The sequence below is a fragment of the Nonomuraea sp. MG754425 genome (genome assembly GCF_021699195.1).
Classification (GTDB): domain Bacteria; phylum Actinomycetota; class Actinomycetes; order Streptosporangiales; family Streptosporangiaceae; genus Nonomuraea.
In genome coordinates, this window is record NZ_SSXE01000120.1 from 1 (window position 1) to 20,617 (window position 20,617).

The following is a 20,617-nucleotide window of genomic DNA, read 5'->3' on the forward strand; positions in this document are numbered from 1 at the left end:
GCCTACCACACGCCGCCGGAGCCGCCGCTCTACCTCCCGCCGCAGGAGCCTGCCTACCAGCCCCTCCAGGAGCAGCCGCCGCCCCTGCCCGAGCCGCAGTTCCCCTCCTACGACGAGCCGCTGCCCTCCGGCAACAGCATCACCGACCAGCAGGCCCAGCATCATCTCGGCCCGCCCGACCCCTACGACCAGCCCGCGCCGCCCTTGCTCGGCCCGCCCGACCAGTTCGACCACCCGGGTCCGCCGCCGCAGGAGCAGCAGCCCGAACACGGTGAGCGCCCGCTCGTCTACGGCGTCGACTGCAAGAACGACCACTTCAACGACCCCCGCGTGCCCTACTGCGCGGTCTGCGGCATCGCCCTGGTGCAGCGCACGCTCGTGCCGTACAAGGGGCCGCGGCCCTCGCTCGGCGTGCTCGTCCTCGACGACGGCACCGCGCTGCCGCTGGAGAGCGACTACCTGCTCGGCCGCGACCCCGAGCGCGCGCCGGAGGTGGCCGGCGGCACCGCCAGGCCCGCCAAGGTCACCAGCCCCGACGGCTCGGTCTCGCGCCGCCACCTGCGGGTGGCGCTCGACGGGTGGGACGTCAACCTGGTCGATCTGGGCTCGGTGAACGGCACCCAGATCCAGCCGCCCGGCGACCCCAACTTCTACGACATCCCGCCGAACGAGCCCGTCACGATCGCCCCGGGCACCACGGTGCGGGTCGGGGTGTCCCGGACGCTTCGGTTCGAGCCGCATCGGGGGTGATCCCGACGGCGGCCGGTCGCCCGTGCCCCCTGATGGGGGCGCGGGCGTTTTCCTGTGCGGTCCCGCTTCCTGTGCGGTCCCGCTTCCTGTGCGGTCCCGCGCGCAGGGGGAACTCGTGCGTGTGTCGCGGGACATGGGTGGGTGGCGTCCAGGGCTCCGCGTGCGTCTCGCCCGGGTGCGGGGGCGGGGTCAGGAACTCGTGCGCGCCCGTTCGGGTGCCAGGGCCGCCCAGGGGTGTCTTCAGGCGGGTGGCGACAGGAACTCGCGGGCGCCACGGAGCCGGGTCGCCAGCCGTCGCCGGGTGGCCGAGCAGTTCAGCCGCACCTCCAGCGGCCCCGGGACGCCCGAGCCGGCCCGCCGTCCGGTGCGGAGGCGGGCCGGGTCCAGGCCGTCCCTGCGGGCGATGAGGACGCCCAGGTCGTAGCGGCTCAGCGCGTCGGCCCCCGCCACGTGCAGCACGCCCGAGCAGCCCCGCACCGCCGCCTCCACCAGCGCCTGCGCCAGGTCGGACACATGGACCGGGCAGCGTACGTCGTCCGTGAACAGCACCCCGGTGCGGGACCCGGCCACCAGTGAGTGGACCAGCGCCTCGTGCGCCGACGCGCCGTGCCCGACGATCAGCGACGTCCTGGCGACGGCCGCGCCGGGCAGCACGGCCCGCACCGCCGTCTCGGCCGCCGCCTTCGCCGCCCCGTACGGGCTGACCGGGTCGGGCGGGCACGTCTCGTCGTACCGGGCCACGGCCCCGGAGAAGATCGCGTCACTGGACACCTGCACCATCCGGCCGCCCGTCCGGGCCACCCCGGCGGCCACGTGCGCGGCCCCGTCCGCCGTGGACGCCCAGTCGGACGAACGGTACGCGGCGTTGATCGTCACCTCCGGCGCGAACGCGTCGAGCACGGTGGTCACGTCGTGCCGATCCCGGACGTCCAGGCGCAGCCACCTCGCCCGCGCCGGATCGCCCGGCCGGGTCAGGTAGGTCGCGCCCACCTCGTGACCTTCTGCGGCGCACCGCCGGACGAGTTCGCCGCCGAGGAACCCGCTCCCGCCCACGATGAGCACCTTCACGACCGGTCACGCTACCGGAGCCGCCCATGCCCGCTCGGCGGTCACGCCGCAGCCGCCCGTCCGGACCGGCTGGGCACCAGGGCCGAAGGGCCGACTCGTGGGGCCCGTGAGACGTGTCCTGGGGCCTCGCCGGTTCGGCCGGCCGGGGAGTCGGCGCGCGGGGCGTGCCGGCATTAGGCGGGATTTTGTACTGAATATGGAGAAATGGTCGGTTCGCTGGTGTTCCCGGAGCCCCTCCTTGGGGAGGCTCGGGTGGGCGCCGCAGGGCTGAGGGACAGCGAAAAGGATGCGGAGCGTGTTCGCGGCGAGTATGGCCCGTCGCCCGCCGGAGGCCGGAAAAAGCGGCCCCGCCGGGGGTGCGGTCCGGCGGGGGAGAGGAGTATGCACATTGCATTACACCTTGCTGCGAAATATCTGGAAAATCTCGCATCAGCCATTAAAGACTGAAAAACTTTCATTAGGTGCGGAATCGGAAACCCGCCGGTAAAGGACGGCCCGGCCGCCGCATCGAACCCCGGGATCCGGCCCCCCGATTCCCCCGATCCAGCCCGCCCAGAAGCGGGACGATCACGGCTGGGCCGGCCGGAAGGCCCGTACCCCCCGCAACAGGCGTGTCGCCGCCTCGACCCCGCTGGCCGCCTCCAGCGCCCGCCCGGCCGCCGTCGCGAACCGTCCGAGCAGGTGCTCGTCGCCGTCGCAGAACCCCCGCCCCGCGACCCACACGAACGTGTGATCCCGCGCCGCCACCGGCACGGGCGCGGCCAGGAATCCCGGCTCGCCCACCGAGGCGTCCCCGGGCCGCCGCAGCGCCGCCGGGCAGCCGGCCAGTTCCTTCAGCACCCCCGACTCGGCCAGCCAGCGCCGCAGGCCCAGGGGGTCGCCGGGCGGCGCGTGCGTGTGCACCGGGCGCGCCTCCCGCCGCATCGCGTCCACGAGGACGAACCCCGCATAAGCGGTGCCCGCCACGGCGGCGGCGGTGCGCGCCAGCAGATCGGCCAGCTCTCCGGCCTCCAGGCAGGAGAACACGAGAAGGAGTTCGCGCATGGCGACATCGACCCGGTTGTACGGCATCGCGTGATCCCCTCGGAACGGAGGGGGCGAGATCGCGCGGCCCGATCGCGCGACACTCGCCTGCGGGTGCCCTGACTATGGTCCTCGACGCGGCTCCTGACTAGCCCTCAACAGGAAATCAGGATTTCTGCCGGTCCCGGCGGGTCGCGCATGCCTGAGGCCGATCACCGGGCCGGGCGCAGCACCGCCCAGTGGAGGTCGTCGGCGCGCGTGCCGTCGCGTCTGGGCAGCAGTTCGCGGTGCACGCCCTCGCGCTGGAACCCGGCCCGCTCCAGCACCGCGTGGGAGGCGGTGTTGTCCGTGTCGGTCCCGGCCACGATCCGGTGCAGGGCCGTGCGCGCGAACGTCCAGTCCACCAGCAGCCGCACCGCCCGCGTCATGAAGCCACGGCCGCGGAAGCCGGGCAGCAGCGAGTAGCCGATCATCGCCTGCCCGAGCACCGGGGCCACCTGCATGAGCTGGATGTGCCCCGCGAACGCCCCCGACGCCGCGTCCCTGATCGCCAGCTCGGCCCGCTGCCCGGAGGTCCACCAGTAGCCGGTGTAGCGGCAGCGCCGCACGTCGTCGTCGAGCGTGCCGGGCGGCGTCACCGAGTACTCCGCCACGCTCGGCTCGGCCAGCATCCGGTGGAAGTCGCCGGCGTCGTCCGGTTCCATCGGCGTCAGCCGCACCACCCCGTCGTCCAGTTCCCCGCCTCGCGGGAACGGCAGGTACGGCTCCACCGCCGGGGCCGCCTCCCCCTTGAGCCGGGCGAAGACCACGTAGTCGGCGAACCGCCCGTCGCGCAGCCGCCTGGCCTCCCGCCGCCGCCCCTCCTCGACGAACCCCGCCCTGTACGCCACCCGCAGGCCCGCCACGTTCTCCACCTCGGACTGCAGCTCGACCCGGCGCACCCCGTGGTCGAAGGCCCAGTCGGTCACCGCCCGCGCCGCCGTCGCCGCCACGCCCGCGCCGCGCGCCCACGGCGCCACCAGGAAGCCGAGGTCCGAGGCGCCCCAGCGGTCGGGCGCGCCCAGCCACAGCAGCCCGGCCGGCCGTCCGCCGCGGGCGATCGCGTACCGCGCCGCGCCCGCCTCCCACCTGCCGGGGGCCTCGCGCACGTACGCGAGCGCGTGATCATGCTCGTACGGCCGCGGCAGCGACGGCAGGAACCTGGCCGCCACCGGATCGTCGCACATCTTCACGATCGCCTCGGCGTCGTCCTCCACGGGGGGCCGGAGGATCAGGGGGCCGGCCGAGATCACGTCACGCGGGAACATCCCCCATAGATATCGCGCGTCCGGACGCGCTCGAAAGCCCTATACCCTTGCCGCCATGGGTTTCCGCAGGCATGGGCCATTCCAGGCGGGGGATCAGGTGCAGCTCACCGACCCCAAGAACAAGCGCCACACGATCACGCTCAAGGAGGACGGCGTCTTCCACACCCACAAGGGCGCCATCCCGCACAGCGATCTGATCGGGCAGCCTGAGGGTTCCGTCGTGCGCTCCTCCGGCGGCACCCAGTACCTCGCCTTCCGTCACCTGTTGCAGGACTACACGCTCGCCATGCCGCGCGGCGCGGCCGTCATCTACCCGAAGGACGCCTCGATGATCGTCGGCATGGCCGACATCTTCCCCGGCGCCCGGGTCGTCGAGGCCGGCGTCGGCTCCGGGGCGCTGACCTGCTTCCTGCTGCGCGCCGTCGGCCCGGAGGGGCACGTCACCTCCTACGAGCGGCGCGAGGACTTCGCCGACGTGGCGCGCAAGAACGTCGGGAAGTTCTTCGGCGACCCGATGGACGACAACTGGCGCCTGGTGGTGGGCGACCTGGTCGCCTCGATCGACGAGGCCGACGTCGACCGGGTCGTCCTCGACATGCTCGCCCCCTGGGAGTGCGTCGACGCCGCCGCCAAGGCGCTCACCCCGGGCGGCGTGATCTGCTGCTACGTGGCCACGACCACGCAGATGTCCAAGACGGTCGAGGCCATTCGCGATCACGGGTGTTTCACCGAGCCGCAGGCGTGGGAGACCCTGGTTCGCGACTGGCACGTCGAAGGGCTCGCGGTTCGGCCCGATCATCGGATGATCGGCCACACCGGGTTCCTCGTCACCGCCCGCCGCATGGCCGACGGCGTGACCCCGCCGCCGCGCCGTCGACGACCGAAGGGGACCACTGAAGAACTATGACAATTTGGCCACGAGGGTGCGTTGGTGCGTGACACGGGAACAGATGGCCGTGTTCATATGCTGGGAGTATTAAACGCACTATTGAGGATTATTCAACGAAGACTGGATGTCACTCTACGAACACTGCCCGGCCAGGTTACGGAGGGGCCCGAGATAGGTAAGGTCCTTAGTAGTCGCCCTCGACTGGGAAGGAGGTGACGGGGCGTGGCAGCTCGCGATGATGCTGAGGCTCGAGCCGCGCAGCGCGAACGGGAGGTCGCTGATCTTTCAACACAGGTCTCCTTCCTGCAGGAGGAGATCACCGCGCTGAGGCGGAAGCTGGCCGAGTCACCCCGTCAGGCCAGGGTCCTGGAAGAGCGTCTTCATGAGGCACAGGCGAACCTCGCGGCCGTTACCGGCCAGAACGAACGCCTGGTGGCAACCCTCAAGGAGGCCAGGGACCAGATCGTCGCCCTCAAGGAGGAGGTCGACCGGCTGGCGCAGCCGCCATCCGGATTCGGCACCTTCCTCGAGGCCAGAGAAGACGGCACGATCGAGGTGTTCACCGGAGGCCGCAAGCTCCGGGTGAACGTCAGCCCGGCCGTCGACGTCGACTCGTTGCGCCGTGGCCAGGAGGTCATGCTCAACGAGGCGCTCAACGTGGTCGAGGCACTCGGCTACGAAGAGGTCGGCGAGATCGTGATGCTCAAGGAACTGCTCGACGAGGGCAAGAGGGCTCTGGTCATCTCGCACGCCGACGAGGAGCGCGTCGTGCGACTGGCCGAGTCGCTGGTCGGCCAGCCCATCAGGGCCGGCGACTCGCTCCTGCTCGAACCCCGTTCGGGTTACGTCTACGAGCGCATACCCAAGTCCGAAGTCGAAGAGCTCGTGCTGGAGGAGGTCCCCGACATCTCCTACGAGGAGATCGGCGGCCTCGGCAGGCAGATCGAGCAGATCAGGGACGCCATCGAGCTGCCCTACCTGCACGCCGACCTGTTCCGCGAGCACAAGCTCCGTCCGCCCAAGGGCGTGCTGCTGTACGGGCCGCCCGGCTGTGGCAAGACGCTCATCGCCAAGGCCGTCGCCAACTCCCTGGCCAAGCAGGTCGCGGAGAAGACCGGCCAGTCCGGCAAGAGCTTCTTCCTCAACATCAAGGGCCCGGAGCTGCTCAACAAGTACGTCGGCGAGACCGAGCGGCACATCCGCCTGGTCTTCCAGCGGGCCCGTGAGAAAGCCTCAGAGGGCACCCCGGTGATCGTGTTCTTCGACGAGATGGACTCGATCTTCCGCACCCGAGGCTCCGGCGTGTCCTCCGACGTGGAGAACACCATCGTCCCCCAGTTGCTGTCGGAGATCGACGGCGTCGAGGGGCTGGAGAACGTCATCGTCATCGGCGCCTCCAACCGCGAGGACATGATCGACCCGGCGATCCTGCGGCCCGGCCGCCTGGACGTCAAGATCAAGATCGAGCGGCCGGACGCCGAGGCGGCCAAGGACATCTTCTCCAAGTACCTCGTCTCCGATCTGCCCCTGCACCCCGATGACCTGACGGAGCACTCCGACTCCCGCGAGGCCACCATCCTGGGGATGATCCAGAGCGTCGTCGAGCGTATGTACCAAGAGAGCGAAGAGAACCGCTTCCTCGAGGTCACCTACGCCAACGGAGACAAGGAAGTCCTCTACTTCAAGGACTTCAACTCGGGCGCGATGATCCAGAACATCGTCGACCGGGGCAAGAAGATGGCCATCAAGCAGTTCCTCGAAAGCGGCCAGAAGGGCCTGCGGGTGCAGCACCTGCTCACGGCCTGCGTGGACGAGTTCTCCGAGAACGAGGACCTGCCCAACACCACCAACCCCGACGACTGGGCCCGCATCTCCGGCAAGAAGGGCGAGCGGATCGTCTACATCCGCACGCTCGTCTCCGGCAAGCAGGGCACCGAAGCCGGCCGGTCCATCGACACCGTCGCCAACACCGGTCAGTACCTGTAGGTCCCGAGGACGGCAGGGCCGCGCGGGCATCGCCCGCCCGGCCCTGCCGCCTTTTCCGGCCCCGCCACGAGACCCGGTCGACATGCCCTGTTATGCGCGGCAAAGGAGGGGAACCTCCCGCGCAACGGGCCTGCAGAACCCGCGACGACACGGCCGATACGCATGCACACCACCCCGATGAGGCGCACACTGGCCGTGTGACCACGCTCAAACGGGTAGACGTGCACGTCGAAGGCATCGTTCAAGGAGTCGGCTTCCGTCCCTTCGTCTACTCGCTCGCCAGCCGGCTGGGCCTGGCCGGGCGCGTGCACAACGACGTCAACGGCGTGCACATCGAGGTCGAGGGGGCCCTCGACGGCGTCGAGGAGTTCCTGACCGCCCTCGAACGCGACGCCCCCGTCCTGTCGGAGATCGAGCGGGTCACCGTCGTCAGCGGCGAGCCCGCCGGCCACCGCGGCTTCACCATCGCCGCCAGCGACCCCTCGGGGCTGCGCCGCGCCCTCATCTCCGCCGACAGCGCCACCTGCGACGACTGCCTGCGCGAACTCGCCGACCCGGCCGACCGGCGGCACCGCTACCCGTTCGTCAACTGCACCAACTGCGGCCCCCGCTACACCATCGTGCGCGGCGTCCCGTACGACCGGCCGCTGACCACCATGGCCCCCTTCGGCATGTGCGACGACTGCGCCCGCGAGTACCACGACCCCGGCGACCGCCGCTACCACGCCCAGCCCACCTGCTGCCCCGCCTGCGGGCCCCGGCTGCGACTGCGCGACGCCCGCGGCACCGAACTGTGCGGCGACCCCATCATCTGCGCCGCCGGGCTGCTGCGCGCCGGGCGCGTCGTGGCCGTCAAGGGCCTCGGCGGCTACCACCTGGCCGTGGTCGCCTCCGACGAGCAGGCCGCCGCCGCGCTGCGCGGACGCAAGCACCGGGAGGACAAGCCGTTCGCCGTCATGGCCGCCGACCTGGCGCAGGCCCGGAGGCTGTGCGAGATCGACGACGTGGCCGCCACGCTGCTCACCGGCCGCGCCCGCCCGATCGTGCTGCTGCCGCGCCGCGCCGGGGCCCCGGTCGCGCCCTCCGTGGCGCCCGGCAACCGCAGCCTCGGCCTCATGCTGCCGTACACGCCCCTGCACCACCTCCTGCTCGCAGAACTCGCCGAGCCCATCGTCCTGACCAGTGGAAACGTCTCCGACGAGCCCATCGCCCACGAGGACGCCGACGCGCTCACCCGCCTGGGCGGCATCGCCGACGCCTTCCTCACCCACGACCGCGAGATCCACACGCGCGCCGACGACTCCGTGGTGCGCCCGCTGTGCGGCGAGGTCACCGTGCTGCGCCGGGCCCGCGGCTACGCCCCCGAGCCGCTCGCCCTGCGCCGGCCCGCCCCCAGGCCGGTGCTCGCCTGCGGCGCCGAGCTGAAGAGCACGTTCTGCCTGGTCCAGGGGCGGCGCGCGTTCGTCTCCCAGCACATCGGCGACCTGGAGAACTACGACACCCTGCGCTCGTTCGTCGAAGGCATCGACCACTACTGCGGCCTGTTCGACATCCGGCCCCGGATCGTCGCCCACGACCTGCACCCCGACTACCTGTCCACCAAGCACGCACTCGAGATCCCCGGCGTCGAACACGTCGGCGTCCAGCACCACCACGCCCACATCGCCTCCTGCCTCGCCGACAACGGCGACCCCGGCCCGGTGATCGGCGTCGCCTTCGACGGGCTCGGCTACGGCACCGACGGCACCCTGTGGGGCGGCGAGTTCCTGCGCGCCGACCTGATCGGCTTCGAACGTCTCGGCCACCTCGCCCAGGTCCCCATGCCCGGCGGCGTGGCCGCGATCCGGCAGCCCTGGCGCATGACCGCCGCGTACCTGCGCGACGACCACCCCGGCCTCGGCGTCGCCCGGCGCAACGCCGAGCACTGGCCGGGCGTGCTCCGGATGGCCGCCACCGGGCTCAACTCGCCGCTCACCTCCAGCGCCGGCCGCCTGTTCGACGCCGTCTCCGCGCTGCTCGGCATCCGCGACAAGATCACCTACGAGGGGCAGGCGGCCATCGAGCTCGAACAGCGCGCCGACCTCTCCGAGACCGGCGTCTACCAGGCGGACATCACCACCGCCGGGCCGCTCGTCGTCCAGGGCGGCGACCTGGTCCGCGCCGCCGCCGCCGACCTCGCCGCGGGCGTGGACCCCGCCGTCATCGCCGGCCGCTTCCACAACGGCGTCGCCGCCGCCATCACCCGCGCCTGCGCCGCGCTCAGGCAGAGCACCGGGCTGACCGCCGTCGCCCTGTCCGGGGGCGTCTTCCAGAACGCGCTGCTGCTCGAACGCACCGTCCAGCGGCTGCGCGCGGCCGGGTTCCGGGTGCTCAAGCACGTACGGGTGCCGCCCAACGACGGCGGCGTCAGCCTGGGGCAGGCCGCCGTCGCCGCCGCCCGCGACAGGGCGTGAGACCCCACGGGCACGGCGACACGGCACCACGCCCGGGTCCGGCGGCGGGGCGCGCCTAGCATGGCGATCATGGAGTACCTCAACCCGGCCAGGGCCCCGTACAACGAGGACGACCGTGCGCTCATCGGCGTCGAGCACGCCCGCCGGGCCCGCGCCCGCTTCGCCCGCCACCCCGCCTACCGGCCCACCCCCGTGCACGTCGTTCCCGGGCTGGGCGGAGCGGGGGTCGCCTACGTCAAGGACGAGAGCGGGCGCATGGGACTGGGCAGCTTCAAGGCCCTCGGCGGCGCGTACGCCGTGCACCTGCTCGCCGAGCACGACGGCGGCACGCCGTTCGTCTGCGCCAGCGCCGGCAACCACGGCATCTCCGTCGCCTCAGGAGCGGCCGAGGCGGGCGTGCCGTGCTTCGTGTACCTCAGCGAGAACGTCCCCGAGGCGTTCGCGCGGCGGCTGCGCGCCCTCGGCGCCGAGGTGCGGCGGGCCGGCCACGACTACGAGGCCGCCGTGAGCGCCGCCATGACCGCGGCCCGCGAGCACGGCTGGCGGCTCGTCGCCGACAGCTCATGGGACGGCTACACCGGAGTCCCCCTGGACGTCATGCGCGGCTACGGCGTGCTGTTCGACGAGTTGTCCGACCCCGGCGCGCTGCCGCCCGGAGCGGGCCGCACAGAGCCGCCGGGCGGGTACCGGGGCGAACCCGCGCTCACACACGTGTTCGTGCAGGCGGGCGTCGGAGGGCTGGCCGCCGCCGCGGCCGGCTACGTCCGGGACCGGTGGGGCGAGCAGCCGAAGATCGTCGTCGTGGAGCCGGACGGCGCGCCGTGCCTCATCGCCAGCGCCCGCGCCGGCCGGCCCGTCCGTGTCGAGGGCCACCCCACCACCCTGGGCCGGCTCGACTGCCACGAGCCCTCCCTCCTCGCCCACCGCCTGCTGTCGCACCTGGCCGACCTCTACCTCACCATCACCGACGAGCAGGCCGCCGCCGCCACCCGCCTGCTCGCCGGGCACGGCGTCGCCCTGTCCGACTGCGGCGCGGCCGGGGCCGCCGGGCTGCTCGCCCTCACGCCCGCGGCCCGCGACGCCCTCGCCCTCGACGACGCCTCCCGCGTGTTGCTGGTGGGAACGGAGGGACCAGTGGAACCAAAGTGATCCAAGTGGCGTCCAAAAGGGCGTGCACCCACCCCGCCGCTCCCGATCCAGACATGCCCGAGGAGACGGCCGGCTGGCCGAGCTCGACCTTCTCCGCTTCCTCGCCGCCCTCGCCGTCGTGGCCTTCCACTACCTGGTCGCCTACGCGTCGGTGTGGGGGGACCGGCCGGCCGAGCTGTTCCCGGCCCTGGCCCCCGTCGCCGGGCTGGGCATCCTCGGCGTCGAGCTGTTCTTCGTCATCAGCGGATTCGTCATCCTGATGACCGTGTGGGGGCGCGGGCTCGGCGCGTTCGCGCGCTCGCGGCTGGTGCGGCTCTACCCCGCGTACTGGCTCAGCCTGGTCGCCGTGGCCGCCCTGTACGGGCTCACCGGGGCCAAGGCGCTCGACCCAAAACTTTCCCCAGGTGAGTACCTGCTGAACGCCACCATGTTCCAGCGGCTGTTCAAGGTCACCGACGCGAGCGGCGTCTACTGGTCGCTCTGGGCCGAGCTGCGCTTCTACCTGCTGATCGCCATCCTCGTGATCATCGGGGTAACGCGCGGGCGCGTGCTGGCCTTCTGCGGCGTCTGGCTCGCCGCCGCCCTCGGCGTCAAACTGCTCGACCGCTACGAGCTGCTCGACAGCGATCTCGTCCGCGAGATCGTCATGCCCGACTACGCCCCCTACTTCGTCGCGGGCATGGCGCTCTACCTTGTGCACAAGCACGGCAACAGCCTGCTGCCCTGGCTCTACGTCGCCGTCTCCTACGGGCTTTCGCTCGACTCCGCCCTCGCCCGGGTGCACCGCCGCATCGACGCCGCGGGCTTCAAGAACATGCCCGTCACGGACCTCGGCGTGATCATCACCCTCACGCTGGTCTTCCTCCTGATGGCCCTCGTGGCGCTCGGGGCGATCCGCATGCGGCCGTCCCGGACGCTCACCGCGCTCGGCGGCACGACATACCCGCTTTACCTCTTCCATAGCGTCATCGCCGTGGCCCTCATCCCGCTGCTCACCGGCAACCTGCCCGCCTGGGCCGTCGCCGTGGTGACGACGCTGGTGGCGATTCTCGTCTCGTATTGCGTCTACTCCTTTGCCGAACGCCCCATCCAGCGGCTACTCAAGCCCCGCAGAAGCACACAAACCACAACAGCTTCGGGCGTACAGGTGGAAAAGACGTCGGTGCCATAACTCTGTGACCCTGGGGCACTGTGAAGGGCATAGGCTCGGGCATATAAACGGCGGATAGACAGACCCGGACGAACAGAGGGTGTTGCATGACGGTGCGTCGGGTGATGGGTATCGAGACCGAGTACGGCATCTCCGTACCCGGCCAGCCAGGCGCCAACGCGATGGTGACCTCCTCGCAGGTCGTGAACGCCTACCTGGCCGCCTCGGCGGCCCGCGCGCGCAGGGCACGATGGGACTTCGAGGAGGAGAACCCGCTCCGCGACGCGCGCGGCTTCGACCTGGCCAGGGAAGTGGCAGACCCCACCCAGCTCACCGACGAGGACCTCGGCCTGGCCAACGTCATCCTCACCAACGGGGCCAGGCTCTACGTCGACCACGCTCACCCCGAGTACAGCTCGCCCGAGTGCACCAACCCCCGCGCGGCCGTCCTGTGGGACAAGGCCGGCGAGAGGGTGATGTACGACGCCGCCACCCGCGCGTCCGCCATCCCCTCCAACGCCCCCATCCAGCTCTACAAGAACAACACCGACGCCAAGGGCGCCTCCTACGGCTGCCACGAGAACTACCTGATGCGGCGCGCCACCCCGTTCGCCGACATCGTCAGGCACCTCACCCCCTTCTTCGTCTCCCGGCAGGTCGTCGTCGGCGCCGGCAAGGTCGGCATCGGCCAGGACTCCCGCGGCGAGGGCTTCCAGATCAGCCAGCGCGCCGACTTCTTCGAGGTCGAGGTCGGGCTGGAGACCACGCTCAAGCGGCCCATCATCAACACCCGCGACGAGCCGCACGCCGACCCGGAGAAGTACCGGCGGCTGCACGTGATCATCGGCGACGCCAACATGTCCGAGATCTCCACATATCTGAAGCTCGGTTCCACCGCCCTCGTGCTGGCGATGATCGAGGAGGGCTTCCTCACCCGCGACCTCGCCGTGGAGAACCCGGTGCAGGCGCTCAGGGCCGTCTCGCACGACCCGAGCTGCCGCTACGAGATCGCCATGCGCGACGGCCGCCGGCTCACCGCCGTGCAGCTCCAGATGGAGTACCTCGAGCAGGCCCGCAAGTACGTCGAAGAGCGCGGCACCGCCCAGGACGAGATGAACAAGGACGTCCTCGACCGGTGGGAGTCCGTCCTGACCCGCCTGGCCGAAGACCCCATGCAACTGTCGCGCGAGCTCGACTGGGTCGCCAAGCTCGAACTCCTCGAGGGTTACCGCAGCCGCGACGGCCTGGCCTGGTCACATCCCCGCCTCCAGCTCGTCGACCTGCAGTACTCCGACATCCGGCCCGACCGCGGCCTGTACAACCGGCTCGTCGCCCGCGGGCGCATGCAGCGGCTCGTCACCGAGGACGAGGTCCAGCGGGCCGTCGAGCACCCGCCCAGCGACACCCGCGCCTACTTCCGCGGCCGGTGCCTGAGCCAGTACAGCGAGTCCGTCGCCGCCGCGTCCTGGGACTCCGTCATCTTCGACATCCCCGGCCGCGAGTCGCTCCAGCGCGTCCCGACCCTCGAACCGCTGCGTGGCACCAAGGCCCACGTCGGAGAGCTGTTCGACCGGTGCAGGACCGCCGCCGACCTCGTCGCCGCGCTCACCGGCGGCGAGTGACCGCCTGCCCCACCGGGGGTCGGCCCTGATCAGAGCAGGCCGATCCCCAGCATGAGGGTGCCCGCCGCCAGGCACGCGCCGCCGGCCACCGTCAGATGGATCAGCTTGCTCGGCTTGGTGTCGCTCGGGCGCACGACCGACAGGAAGAAGCCGAGCGGCATCAGGATCGGCGCCGCCACGATGAGCACCCTGGTGAGGGTCTTCAAGGTCTCCGGCAGGCTCGACTGGTCCACGTACAGCATCGCCACCAGCGCGAACAGCACCAGCACGCCCGCGTGCGCGTGTCCGGCGCGCCACAGGCCGCGGCGGACCGGGTTGTCCAGGTAGCCGGGGACGTTCTTCATCAGGAACGACAGCAGCGAGACGCCGCCGAAGGCGATCGTCGGAACTGTGATGAGGAGCACACCTGCCGTGCTCAGCGACAAAGGGGACATCGCAACCTCCTGTGGGTACGGGGATCCATTGTTGGATAGGAACGCTATCTAGTCAAGCGGGCAAGATCGCTGGACGTTGGGCGCGAAATGTCGGCTCGTTCGGGGAAGATATGGGCTAGAGGCAGTCCCCCAAGGAGGTAGGGCATGGCAACCAAGGACACCGGTGGTCAGAAGCAGACCGGTCGGCGCGAGAGCGAAGTCGAGGAGACCGAGGCCTCGGCGGCGCCGGACGTCCAGGAGCGGCAGGAGAAGCTCACGGACGATGTGGACGCGATTCTGGACGAGATCGACGAGGTTCTCGAAGAGAACGCGGAGGAGTTCGTCAGGTCGTATGTCCAGAAGGGCGGCCAGTAAGGCGCCCGGCCCGGAAGGGGTTCATGGCGGCGTCCCGAGCGGCTGGACCGCTCCCGGTGGTGTCGCACGGACAGTTATCGCACGACCGCACAGCATGACCAACAGGAGTGAGCGGGAACCATCTGCTCCAGTACGGCTACACAGACGACGACTTTCGCGCGCCTGCTCGCCCGCCAGGGCGGGCTCCGCGCCCAACAGCCGGGCCAATTGACGACGTGGAGCGGATGATCTCAGCCCAGCACGGGTTGCGCGTGGTGTGCTGGGATCGGCCGCCCGGTCTTCGGGGTGCCGTCAGCCGTCCGGCATCGTCTATTCGGGCATCGGCTACTCGGGCATCGTCTATTCGGGCATCGTGTATTCGACGGCCACGCCGAGCAGGCGGACGGGGCGGGTCAGGTCGTGGCGGCCGAGGACGGCCAGGGCGGCCCGGGTGACGGTCTCCGCGTCGGCGGTGGGGGCGGGCAGCTTCGACTGCCGGGTACGGGTGAGGAACGGCGTGGTGCGGACCTTGACGGAGACGCGGGCGATCTGACGTCCGGCCTCGACGGCGTCCCGGGTGACCTGCTCGGCCAGCGGCGGGCTGCCCCCGTCCGGATATCCGGGGCCGAAGAGGCGGTAGAAGCGGGTGTTCCACGGGGAGGACAGCGGCTCGGCCGACACCTCGATGTCGCCCACCCATTTGATCGAGGAGATCCCGATCCAGGACGGCACCACCACCCGCACGGGGAAGCCGTGGTCCGGCGGCAGCGGCTCGCCGTTCATCTCGTAGGCCAGCAGCACGTCGTCCAGCGCCTTGGCGATCGGCAGCGGGCGGCGCACCCGGCCCAGGTCCACGCCGTCGCTGACGTAGTTCGCGTCCAGGCCGGACGGCATGACGTCCACGGCCTGGCTCGACAGGCCGGCCCTGCGCAGCACCGCCGCGAGCGGCACCCCTCGCCATCGCGCGACCCCGACCGCACCGAGCCGCCACTGGGTGCCCGAAGCCTGCTGCCCCTGCTGGGTGCCGAAGAACGAGCGCCCGTTGCCCGCGCACTCGATGGCGGCGTCCACGGTCACCGACGGCATCGACCGTAGCTGCGCGTAGCTGAGCTCCTGTGGTCGCCGCACGCCCGCCCCGTGCACCCGCAGCCGCCAGGTGGCCGCGTCGATCAGCGGGGTGGCGGTGTGGTTGCGCACGAAGAAGCGGTCGTTCGGCACGTGGAGGCCGGTGTCCCGGAGCGCCTCCCAGCGGGTCTCCGCGTTCGTCCCGTACGAGATGAACAGGTCGGGGGGCAGCGGCTTGAGGATCGGCCCGGCGGCGTAGCGGGCCGCGGTCGGCGCGTGACCCGACGGCCCCCGTGCTGCGCCGGTCACGCCCGCCGCCGCCCGGTCCACCGCCCCGTCCGCCGCCCCGTCCGCCGCCGCGCGGCCCGCCAAGGGCCCGGCCAGCAGTGCGAGCCCGCCCAGTGACGGGATCATCCGCAGCAAGGCCCGCCTGTCGGGCGGGCCTGCCCGCCCCGGCTCGGGCTCGGCTTCGCGTCCCGGATTCGCGTACGGCATGCGGCCACCATCCTTTTTTTCGCTTTTCCTACCAGTAGACAAGGAAATGGCCGCCGTCAAGTACCGGCGCCGGGAGCGGCTTCGCCCCCGTGGATCAGCATTCCCGAGCCGGTGGCGCGATCCCGGCACGTTCCGTCTTAAGCTCCGTGGGGACCATTTGTCGTTGTTCGCCCCGTTTGACGGAGACCCTCCCCGCATGGATGTCGCCACGCGCCGCCGCCGGCAAGCGCTTTTCCTGTTCTTCCTCCTTCCCGGCATCGCGCTGTCGTCGTGGGTGACCCGCACCCCCGACATCCGCGACCGGCTGGAGGCGTCCACCGGCCAGATGGGCTGGGTGCTGTTCGGGCTGTCACTCGGCTCCATGATCGGCATCCTGTGCTCCGGACGTCTCGTCTCGCGCTTCGGGACCAGGCCGGTCATGGGCGCGGGAACCGCGATGATCGTGATCAGCCTGGCCGTCATCGGGGCCGGGGCATCCGTGTCGTCCGCGCCGCTGGTCATGGCGGGCCTGTGCGTGTTCGGCGCGGGCATGGGCGGGGGCGAGGTCGCGATCAACGTGGACGCCGCAGACGTCGAGCGCATCACCGGCAGGACGACACTGCCCGCCCTGCACGGCTGCTTCAGCCTGGGCACCGTCGCCGGCGCCTGCGCGGGCATCGCCGCCACGGCCGCCCGCCTGCCGGTGCACTGGCATCTGGGCGCGGTCACCGTGATCGCGGCGGCGCTCTTCCTGTACGCCTTCCGCTCCATCCCCGCGGGCACCGGCGTGCACGCCCCCGGCCCGGCCGACGCCGCCGGGACGCGGCCGAAACTGTGGAAGGACACCCGGCTCGTCCTCATCGGCGCGATCGTCCTGGCGATGGCCCTGGCCGAGGGCGCGGCCAACGACTGGCTGCCGCTGCTCATGGTGGACGGGCACGGCCTGGACGCCACCTCCGGGTCCCTCGTCTACACCGCCTTCGCCGCCGCCATGACCGTCGGCCGCTTCGGCGGCGGCTTCTTCCTCGACCGCTTCGGCCGCACCGCCGTCGTGCGGGCCGGCGCCGTGTCGGGGGCGGTCGGCCTGCTCCTGGTGATCTTCTCGGACAACGCGGTGCTGGCCGGCGCGGCCGTGCTGTTCTGGGGGCTCGGCGCGGCGCTGGGCTTCCCGGTGGCGCTGTCGGCCGCCGGGGAGAGCGGGCCGGACGAGACCGCCCGCGTCAGCCTCGTGGCCACCATCGGCTACGTCGCCTTCCTCGTCGGCCCGCCCGGTCTCGGTTTCCTCGGCGACCACTGGGGGCTGCGCCCGGCCATGCTCGTCGTGCTCGTCTTCGTCGCCTCCGCCGTCTTCCTGGCCCCGGCCGTCGACACCCGCCGCCGTGCCGCCCCGGAGCCCGCGAACTGACCCCGGAGACGGCACGCGGGCCGCGAGGACTACGCCTGCCGTCTCCTCGACACCAGGCGGCGCGGGACGAACAGGACGAGCAGCGCGGCCACCACGTGCACGGCGATGAAGACGTACGCCTCGGTCCTGGTCGCCGGGTGGCCGAGGCGGACCGTGATGTGGTCCGCCCACGTCCACACCTCGGGGATGGCGCTCAGCCGGCGGTTCATCGAGACCGCCACCAGGTCCTCCAGCCCGGAGACGTGCAGGATCGTCATGGCCAGGCCCGTCCGGAGCACGCCTTCCCGCGAGCCGCCGCCGACCCGGTGGGCCAGCAGCAGGGCCACGATGAGGAACGGCACGAACACCACGACGTGGAGGTAGAGGTCCTCGAAGGTGCCCGACCCGTCCTCGATGTCCATCGCGGCCATGAACGTCGCGGGCACGAAGTACAGCAGGAAGCCCAGGAACAGGGCGGGCAGCACGAGCAGGTGCAGGCGCAGCCTGCGCGCGGTCTCCACATCCAGCCAGGCGACCGCCACGATGGCGGCCAGTTGCGGGGTGAGCTTCACCAGGAAGCCCCACAGGGTGGTGATGTCCTGCTCGTACGGCAGCACGAAGCGGACCAGCCCGGCGAGTGCGACGGCCACGACTCCCGCGACGAGCGTCACCAGGTTGGCTTTGATCACGGTGTGACTCCAAGGACGGGGGTGTGGTGGACGGGACAGCGGCCGAGCGTGGCGAGGCCGTCCGGCACCACGTCGACCAGCACGGGCCTGCGTCTGCGCAGCGCGGTGACGGCCAGCGCGCCGTCGTCCGTCGGCCGGGCGTGGAAGCGCCGCCACAGCAGGTGCAGGTGGCCGCACCGGGCGCGGGCGGCGTAGTAGCCGAGACACCGGTCGTGGACGACCTCGCTCCGGGCCGCGCCGTCCAGCCCGGCCCGTTCCAGCACGCGCGTCTCGACCCCGGACAGCGCGGGCAGGAACTCGGCCACGGCCGCGCGCTCGCCCACCACGATCGCCCGGCCCGCGGCGGTGGCCAGCCGCAGCGCGGGCTCGTTCAGCTCCTGCCGCCGCCGCTCGTGCCGGACCTTCGCGTCGGCGGCGAGCAACACGCCGTAGTCACGGAACGGGCCCAGCGCGCGCCGGTCGAGCACGGCTCGGCGCACCTCCAGCACCGGCGCGCGCCGGGCGGCGCCGACCGTGCTCAGCGCGGCACGCAACTCCGCGGCGGCGCCGATCCACAGGCTGGGCTCCGCCCCCGCGTCGTACGGCTCGGTGAACGGGCACAACCGGTGTGCCTGCCCCTCCAGGTCCGCGCACGGAGTGGGCACGGGAGTGTCGAGCGCCCGCCCGGCCCGCACCCACTGGTCCCGGTAGAAGGGCACGCGGGCGAAGGCCGACCGGACGGCGCGCCGATAGCTGCGTTCCCACCCGGCGGGCGAGAACCCGGCGGCGGACGTGCTAGCGGACATCGACCCTGATCAGCGCGTCGAGGTCGGGCGGCACCCGGTCCACGACGTAGCCCAGCTTGGCCCGGCACTCGGTGTAGGGCACGACCTGCTCGCCCGGCCTGGCCACCATGACCACCTCGGCGCTGTCCGGCAGCGACTCCAGGCCCTCGACGGCGACGAGCGTTCCCGCCACGGGCGCGCGCAGCACCCGTACGGAGGCGCTCGTGCGCCGGGCCGGAGTCAGATCCGGACGCTCCCCGACCGCCAGCCGGACGGCGGCTTCGACGGTGTCCACGCCGTGCATCAGCCCGAGAGCCTCGCCCAGCCCGTTGCCGCCGATCCGGGCGCCCATCTCGACCAGGGTGACCCGGCCGTCGTCCACGAACAGGTCGACGTTGAGCGGGCCGTCGCGGTAGCCCAGGTCGCCGCAGACGAGTTCGAGCTGGCGGACGACCTCCTTCTCCAGCACGTCCGCGCCGGGTGCCATGTCGTGCCCGATCGCCACCACCTCGGGCGGGGCGGTGACGCGCCGGCTCAGGCCGAGCAGGGCGACCCTGCCGTCCTGGAGCATGGCCTCGGCGCAGAGGTCCTGGCCGGTCAGCAGTTCCTCGATGATGACCCGCCCGCTGGGCGAGACGTCCGCCGCGTGCGCCATCGCCGCCGGCACCGCGCCGGGCTCGCGGCAGATCGTGATGCCGCGCGAACTGCCGGAGTCCACCGGTTTGACGATGACGGGCAGCGGCGGTCGCAGCGCCGGGTCGGTGGCGTAACGCGGCCCCGGCAGGCCGAGGCGCTCGCACACCTGACGGAAGTAGAGCTTGTCCGTCGAGGCGCGCAGCGTCGCGTCGGTCAGGGCGCACGGCAGGCCGAGCGTGCGGGCCAGCTCGACCAGCGACGGGAGGTTGATGTCGCTGCCGGGGGCGAGCAGCCCGGCGAGGTCGGCACGCCCGCGCAGCGCGGCGGCGACGGCCGGGACGTCGCGGGTGCTGACGTGGAGGAACTCGTCGGCCTCCGCGACCCCCGGCGCGTCCGGTCGCATGTCGACGCAGATCGTGGCCAGGCCGATCCGCCTGGCGGCGCGGAAGGCGCTGACCGTGCCGTCCGAGCCGCCCAGGACGACCAGACGGCTCATCGCGCGGGGCTCCAGTGGGTGCCGCGGTTCTCGATGAACCAGTCGACGGTCTTGGCCATGCCCTCCGGCAGCGAGACCAGCGTGGCGGGGTCGATGCCGACCGAGCGCAGCGTCCGCGGGTCGGCGGTGACGGCCGTGTCCGGAGTCTCACCCGGACGCATGGGCAGGCTGACGATCGGGACGCGCTCGTAGCCGCGTTCCACGCACAGGTCGATGACCGTCTCGGCGACGGCGCGGATGCTGGCGGACTCGGTGGGGCCGACCTCCACCACGTGGTCCAGCGGGCCCGGCCCGGCGGCGGTCTCCAGCGCGGAGACCAGCGCTCTGGCGACGTCCCCGACCCAGACCATGTCGGAGATCTGCGTGCCGCCCCCGTAGAGCTCGACCGGCATGCCGGACAGCGCGCGGCAGACGACGGCCGGGGTGATCTTGCGGACCTTGCCGGGCGCGAACGGCGGGGCGGCCATCTGCCGGGGGCCGTAGGCGTTGACGACCCGGACCTGGTTGACGCGGGTGCCGCGGTGCTTGTTGAACATGCGGACGAACCGCTCGACCGCCGTCTTGGAGATGGAGTAGCTGTTGTCCATCCAGTGGTTGCCGACGCAGATGTAGACGCCGGGCAGGTCGTACTGGGCGACGGCTTCGAGGAAGTTGAGACCCCCGACGAGGTTGGTCTCGGCCGCGGGACGCGGGTTGTCGATGGTCTCCTGGGTGCCGAGGACGGCGGCCAGGTGGATGATCGCGTCGGTGTGGGCGGCCAGTTCGACCATGGCCGTGGCGTCTCTGATGTCGCCGAGCATGAAGTCGAAGGGTTCTGCACCACGATTTCGGTGATCGAAAACTACCGGAGTGTGACCGCGGGCGGCTAATTCTTCACATACGTAGCGGCCGATGAACCCGTTGCCGCCGGTAACGCCAACTTTCATGCTTTTCCCCTGGTGAACG

General features: G+C 71.7%; 18 protein-coding genes. 9 read left to right on the forward strand and 9 right to left on the reverse strand.

The window, feature by feature from the left end; genetic code table 11:
* Nucleotides 1-750: FHA domain-containing protein (locus FAF44_RS34150; RefSeq protein WP_237107463.1), on the forward strand; the 750-nt coding region annotated here is incomplete at its 5' end.
* A gap of 240 nt (nucleotides 751-990) precedes the next feature.
* Here the strand turns inward: FAF44_RS34150 and FAF44_RS34155 are convergent.
* The 3 genes from FAF44_RS34155 to FAF44_RS34165 form a co-directional block, all read right to left on the reverse strand.
* Entirely contained in the window at nucleotides 991-1,818 is an 828-nt protein-coding gene (locus tag FAF44_RS34155) for a sugar nucleotide-binding protein (protein WP_237107464.1), read from the reverse strand.
* A 567-nt stretch (nucleotides 1,819-2,385) separates the two neighbouring features.
* On the reverse strand, nucleotides 2,386-2,889 hold the full coding sequence (locus FAF44_RS34160) for a hypothetical protein (RefSeq protein ID WP_237107465.1): 504 nt from the start codon (nucleotides 2,887-2,889) through the stop codon (nucleotides 2,386-2,388).
* Nucleotides 2,890-3,053: 164 nt separating this feature from the next.
* On the reverse strand, nucleotides 3,054-4,148 hold the full coding sequence (locus FAF44_RS34165; RefSeq protein WP_237107466.1) for a GNAT family N-acetyltransferase: 1,095 nt from the start codon (nucleotides 4,146-4,148) through the stop codon (nucleotides 3,054-3,056).
* Nucleotides 4,149-4,203: 55 nt separating this feature from the next.
* Here FAF44_RS34165 and FAF44_RS34170 point away from each other — a divergent pair, with 55 nt between their 5' ends.
* The 6 genes from FAF44_RS34170 (at nucleotide 4,204) to dop (ending at nucleotide 13,397) form a co-directional block, all read left to right on the forward strand.
* The gene (locus FAF44_RS34170) at nucleotides 4,204-5,055 is read left to right on the forward strand and encodes a tRNA (adenine-N1)-methyltransferase (protein WP_237107467.1); all 852 of its coding nucleotides are present in this window, start codon (nucleotides 4,204-4,206) and stop codon (nucleotides 5,053-5,055) included.
* A 204-nt stretch (nucleotides 5,056-5,259) separates the two neighbouring features.
* On the forward strand, nucleotides 5,260-7,023 hold the full coding sequence (arc, locus tag FAF44_RS34175; protein WP_237107468.1) for a proteasome ATPase: 1,764 nt from the start codon (nucleotides 5,260-5,262) through the stop codon (nucleotides 7,021-7,023).
* A gap of 197 nt (nucleotides 7,024-7,220) precedes the next feature.
* Nucleotides 7,221-9,476, forward strand: a complete 2,256-nt coding sequence (gene hypF / locus FAF44_RS34180; RefSeq protein WP_237107469.1) for a carbamoyltransferase HypF — start codon at nucleotides 7,221-7,223, stop codon at nucleotides 9,474-9,476.
* 69 nt (nucleotides 9,477-9,545) lie between these two features.
* Complete coding sequence (locus FAF44_RS34185; protein WP_237107470.1) at nucleotides 9,546-10,625, forward strand: pyridoxal-phosphate dependent enzyme; 1,080 nt, start codon at nucleotides 9,546-9,548, stop codon at nucleotides 10,623-10,625.
* Between the two features lie 22 nt (nucleotides 10,626-10,647).
* Nucleotides 10,648-11,796 (forward strand): acyltransferase, encoded by a 1,149-nt coding sequence (locus FAF44_RS34190; protein WP_237107471.1) that lies wholly within the window; start codon nucleotides 10,648-10,650, stop codon nucleotides 11,794-11,796.
* Nucleotides 11,797-11,882: 86 nt separating this feature from the next.
* Nucleotides 11,883-13,397, forward strand: coding sequence for a depupylase/deamidase Dop (gene dop, locus FAF44_RS34195; protein WP_368857782.1), 1,515 nt, complete (start codon nucleotides 11,883-11,885; stop codon nucleotides 13,395-13,397).
* A 29-nt stretch (nucleotides 13,398-13,426) separates the two neighbouring features.
* Here dop and FAF44_RS34200 read toward each other — a convergent pair whose 3' ends face one another.
* Nucleotides 13,427-13,831 (reverse strand): hypothetical protein, encoded by a 405-nt coding sequence (locus tag FAF44_RS34200; RefSeq protein ID WP_237107472.1) that lies wholly within the window; start codon nucleotides 13,829-13,831, stop codon nucleotides 13,427-13,429.
* A 144-nt stretch (nucleotides 13,832-13,975) separates the two neighbouring features.
* Here FAF44_RS34200 and FAF44_RS34205 point away from each other — a divergent pair, with 144 nt between their 5' ends.
* On the forward strand, nucleotides 13,976-14,185 hold the full coding sequence (locus tag FAF44_RS34205) for a ubiquitin-like protein Pup (protein ID WP_237107473.1): 210 nt from the start codon (nucleotides 13,976-13,978) through the stop codon (nucleotides 14,183-14,185).
* A gap of 339 nt (nucleotides 14,186-14,524) precedes the next feature.
* Here the strand turns inward: FAF44_RS34205 and FAF44_RS34210 are convergent, their stop codons facing one another.
* Entirely contained in the window at nucleotides 14,525-15,724 is a 1,200-nt protein-coding gene (locus FAF44_RS34210; protein ID WP_237107474.1) for a molybdopterin-dependent oxidoreductase, read from the reverse strand.
* A 196-nt stretch (nucleotides 15,725-15,920) separates the two neighbouring features.
* Here FAF44_RS34210 and FAF44_RS34215 point away from each other — a divergent pair, with 196 nt between their 5' ends.
* On the forward strand, nucleotides 15,921-17,108 hold the full coding sequence (locus tag FAF44_RS34215) for an MFS transporter (protein WP_237107475.1): 1,188 nt from the start codon (nucleotides 15,921-15,923) through the stop codon (nucleotides 17,106-17,108).
* Nucleotides 17,109-17,137: 29 nt separating this feature from the next.
* Here FAF44_RS34215 and FAF44_RS34220 read toward each other — a convergent pair whose 3' ends face one another.
* From FAF44_RS34220 to FAF44_RS34235, 4 genes are read right to left on the reverse strand one after another with little or no spacing between them, the layout of a single operon-like run.
* Nucleotides 17,138-17,776, reverse strand: coding sequence for a hypothetical protein (locus FAF44_RS34220; RefSeq protein ID WP_237107476.1), 639 nt, complete (start codon nucleotides 17,774-17,776; stop codon nucleotides 17,138-17,140).
* Complete coding sequence (locus FAF44_RS34225) at nucleotides 17,773-18,561, reverse strand: hypothetical protein (protein WP_237107477.1); 789 nt, start codon at nucleotides 18,559-18,561, stop codon at nucleotides 17,773-17,775. Before FAF44_RS34225 ends, FAF44_RS34220 begins: the two co-directional genes overlap by 4 nt.
* Complete coding sequence (locus FAF44_RS34230) at nucleotides 18,551-19,672, reverse strand: ATP-grasp domain-containing protein (RefSeq protein WP_237107478.1); 1,122 nt, start codon at nucleotides 19,670-19,672, stop codon at nucleotides 18,551-18,553. The genes FAF44_RS34225 and FAF44_RS34230 overlap by 11 nt, the downstream gene beginning before the upstream one ends.
* Entirely contained in the window at nucleotides 19,669-20,598 is a 930-nt protein-coding gene (locus FAF44_RS34235) for an NAD(P)-dependent oxidoreductase (protein ID WP_237107479.1), read from the reverse strand. Before FAF44_RS34235 ends, FAF44_RS34230 begins: the two co-directional genes overlap by 4 nt.
* Nucleotides 20,599-20,617 lie beyond the last annotated feature (19 nt).

What these genes read in the sequence shown, in the direction of transcription:
- FAF44_RS34165 (WP_237107466.1), bottom strand. Translation starts at nt 4,148, where the DNA reads ATGTTCCCGCGTGACGTGATCTCGGCCGGCCCCCTGATCCTCCGGCCC.
- FAF44_RS34230 (WP_237107478.1), bottom strand. Translation starts at nt 19,672, where the DNA reads ATGAGCCGTCTGGTCGTCCTGGGCGGCTCGGACGGCACGGTCAGCGCC.
- FAF44_RS34170 (WP_237107467.1), top strand. Translation starts at nt 4,204, where the DNA reads ATGGGTTTCCGCAGGCATGGGCCATTCCAGGCGGGGGATCAGGTGCAG.
- dop (WP_368857782.1), top strand. Translation starts at nt 11,883, where the DNA reads ATGACGGTGCGTCGGGTGATGGGTATCGAGACCGAGTACGGCATCTCC.
- FAF44_RS34185 (WP_237107470.1), top strand. Translation starts at nt 9,546, where the DNA reads ATGGAGTACCTCAACCCGGCCAGGGCCCCGTACAACGAGGACGACCGT.
- FAF44_RS34205 (WP_237107473.1), top strand. Translation starts at nt 13,976, where the DNA reads ATGGCAACCAAGGACACCGGTGGTCAGAAGCAGACCGGTCGGCGCGAG.
- FAF44_RS34235 (WP_237107479.1), bottom strand. Translation starts at nt 20,598, where the DNA reads ATGAAAGTTGGCGTTACCGGCGGCAACGGGTTCATCGGCCGCTACGTA.
- FAF44_RS34225 (WP_237107477.1), bottom strand. Translation starts at nt 18,561, where the DNA reads ATGTCCGCTAGCACGTCCGCCGCCGGGTTCTCGCCCGCCGGGTGGGAA.
- FAF44_RS34210 (WP_237107474.1), bottom strand. Translation starts at nt 15,724, where the DNA reads ATGCCGTACGCGAATCCGGGACGCGAAGCCGAGCCCGAGCCGGGGCGG.
- FAF44_RS34160 (WP_237107465.1), bottom strand. Translation starts at nt 2,889, where the DNA reads ATGCCGTACAACCGGGTCGATGTCGCCATGCGCGAACTCCTTCTCGTG.
- FAF44_RS34200 (WP_237107472.1), bottom strand. Translation starts at nt 13,831, where the DNA reads ATGTCCCCTTTGTCGCTGAGCACGGCAGGTGTGCTCCTCATCACAGTT.
- FAF44_RS34215 (WP_237107475.1), top strand. Translation starts at nt 15,921, where the DNA reads ATGGATGTCGCCACGCGCCGCCGCCGGCAAGCGCTTTTCCTGTTCTTC.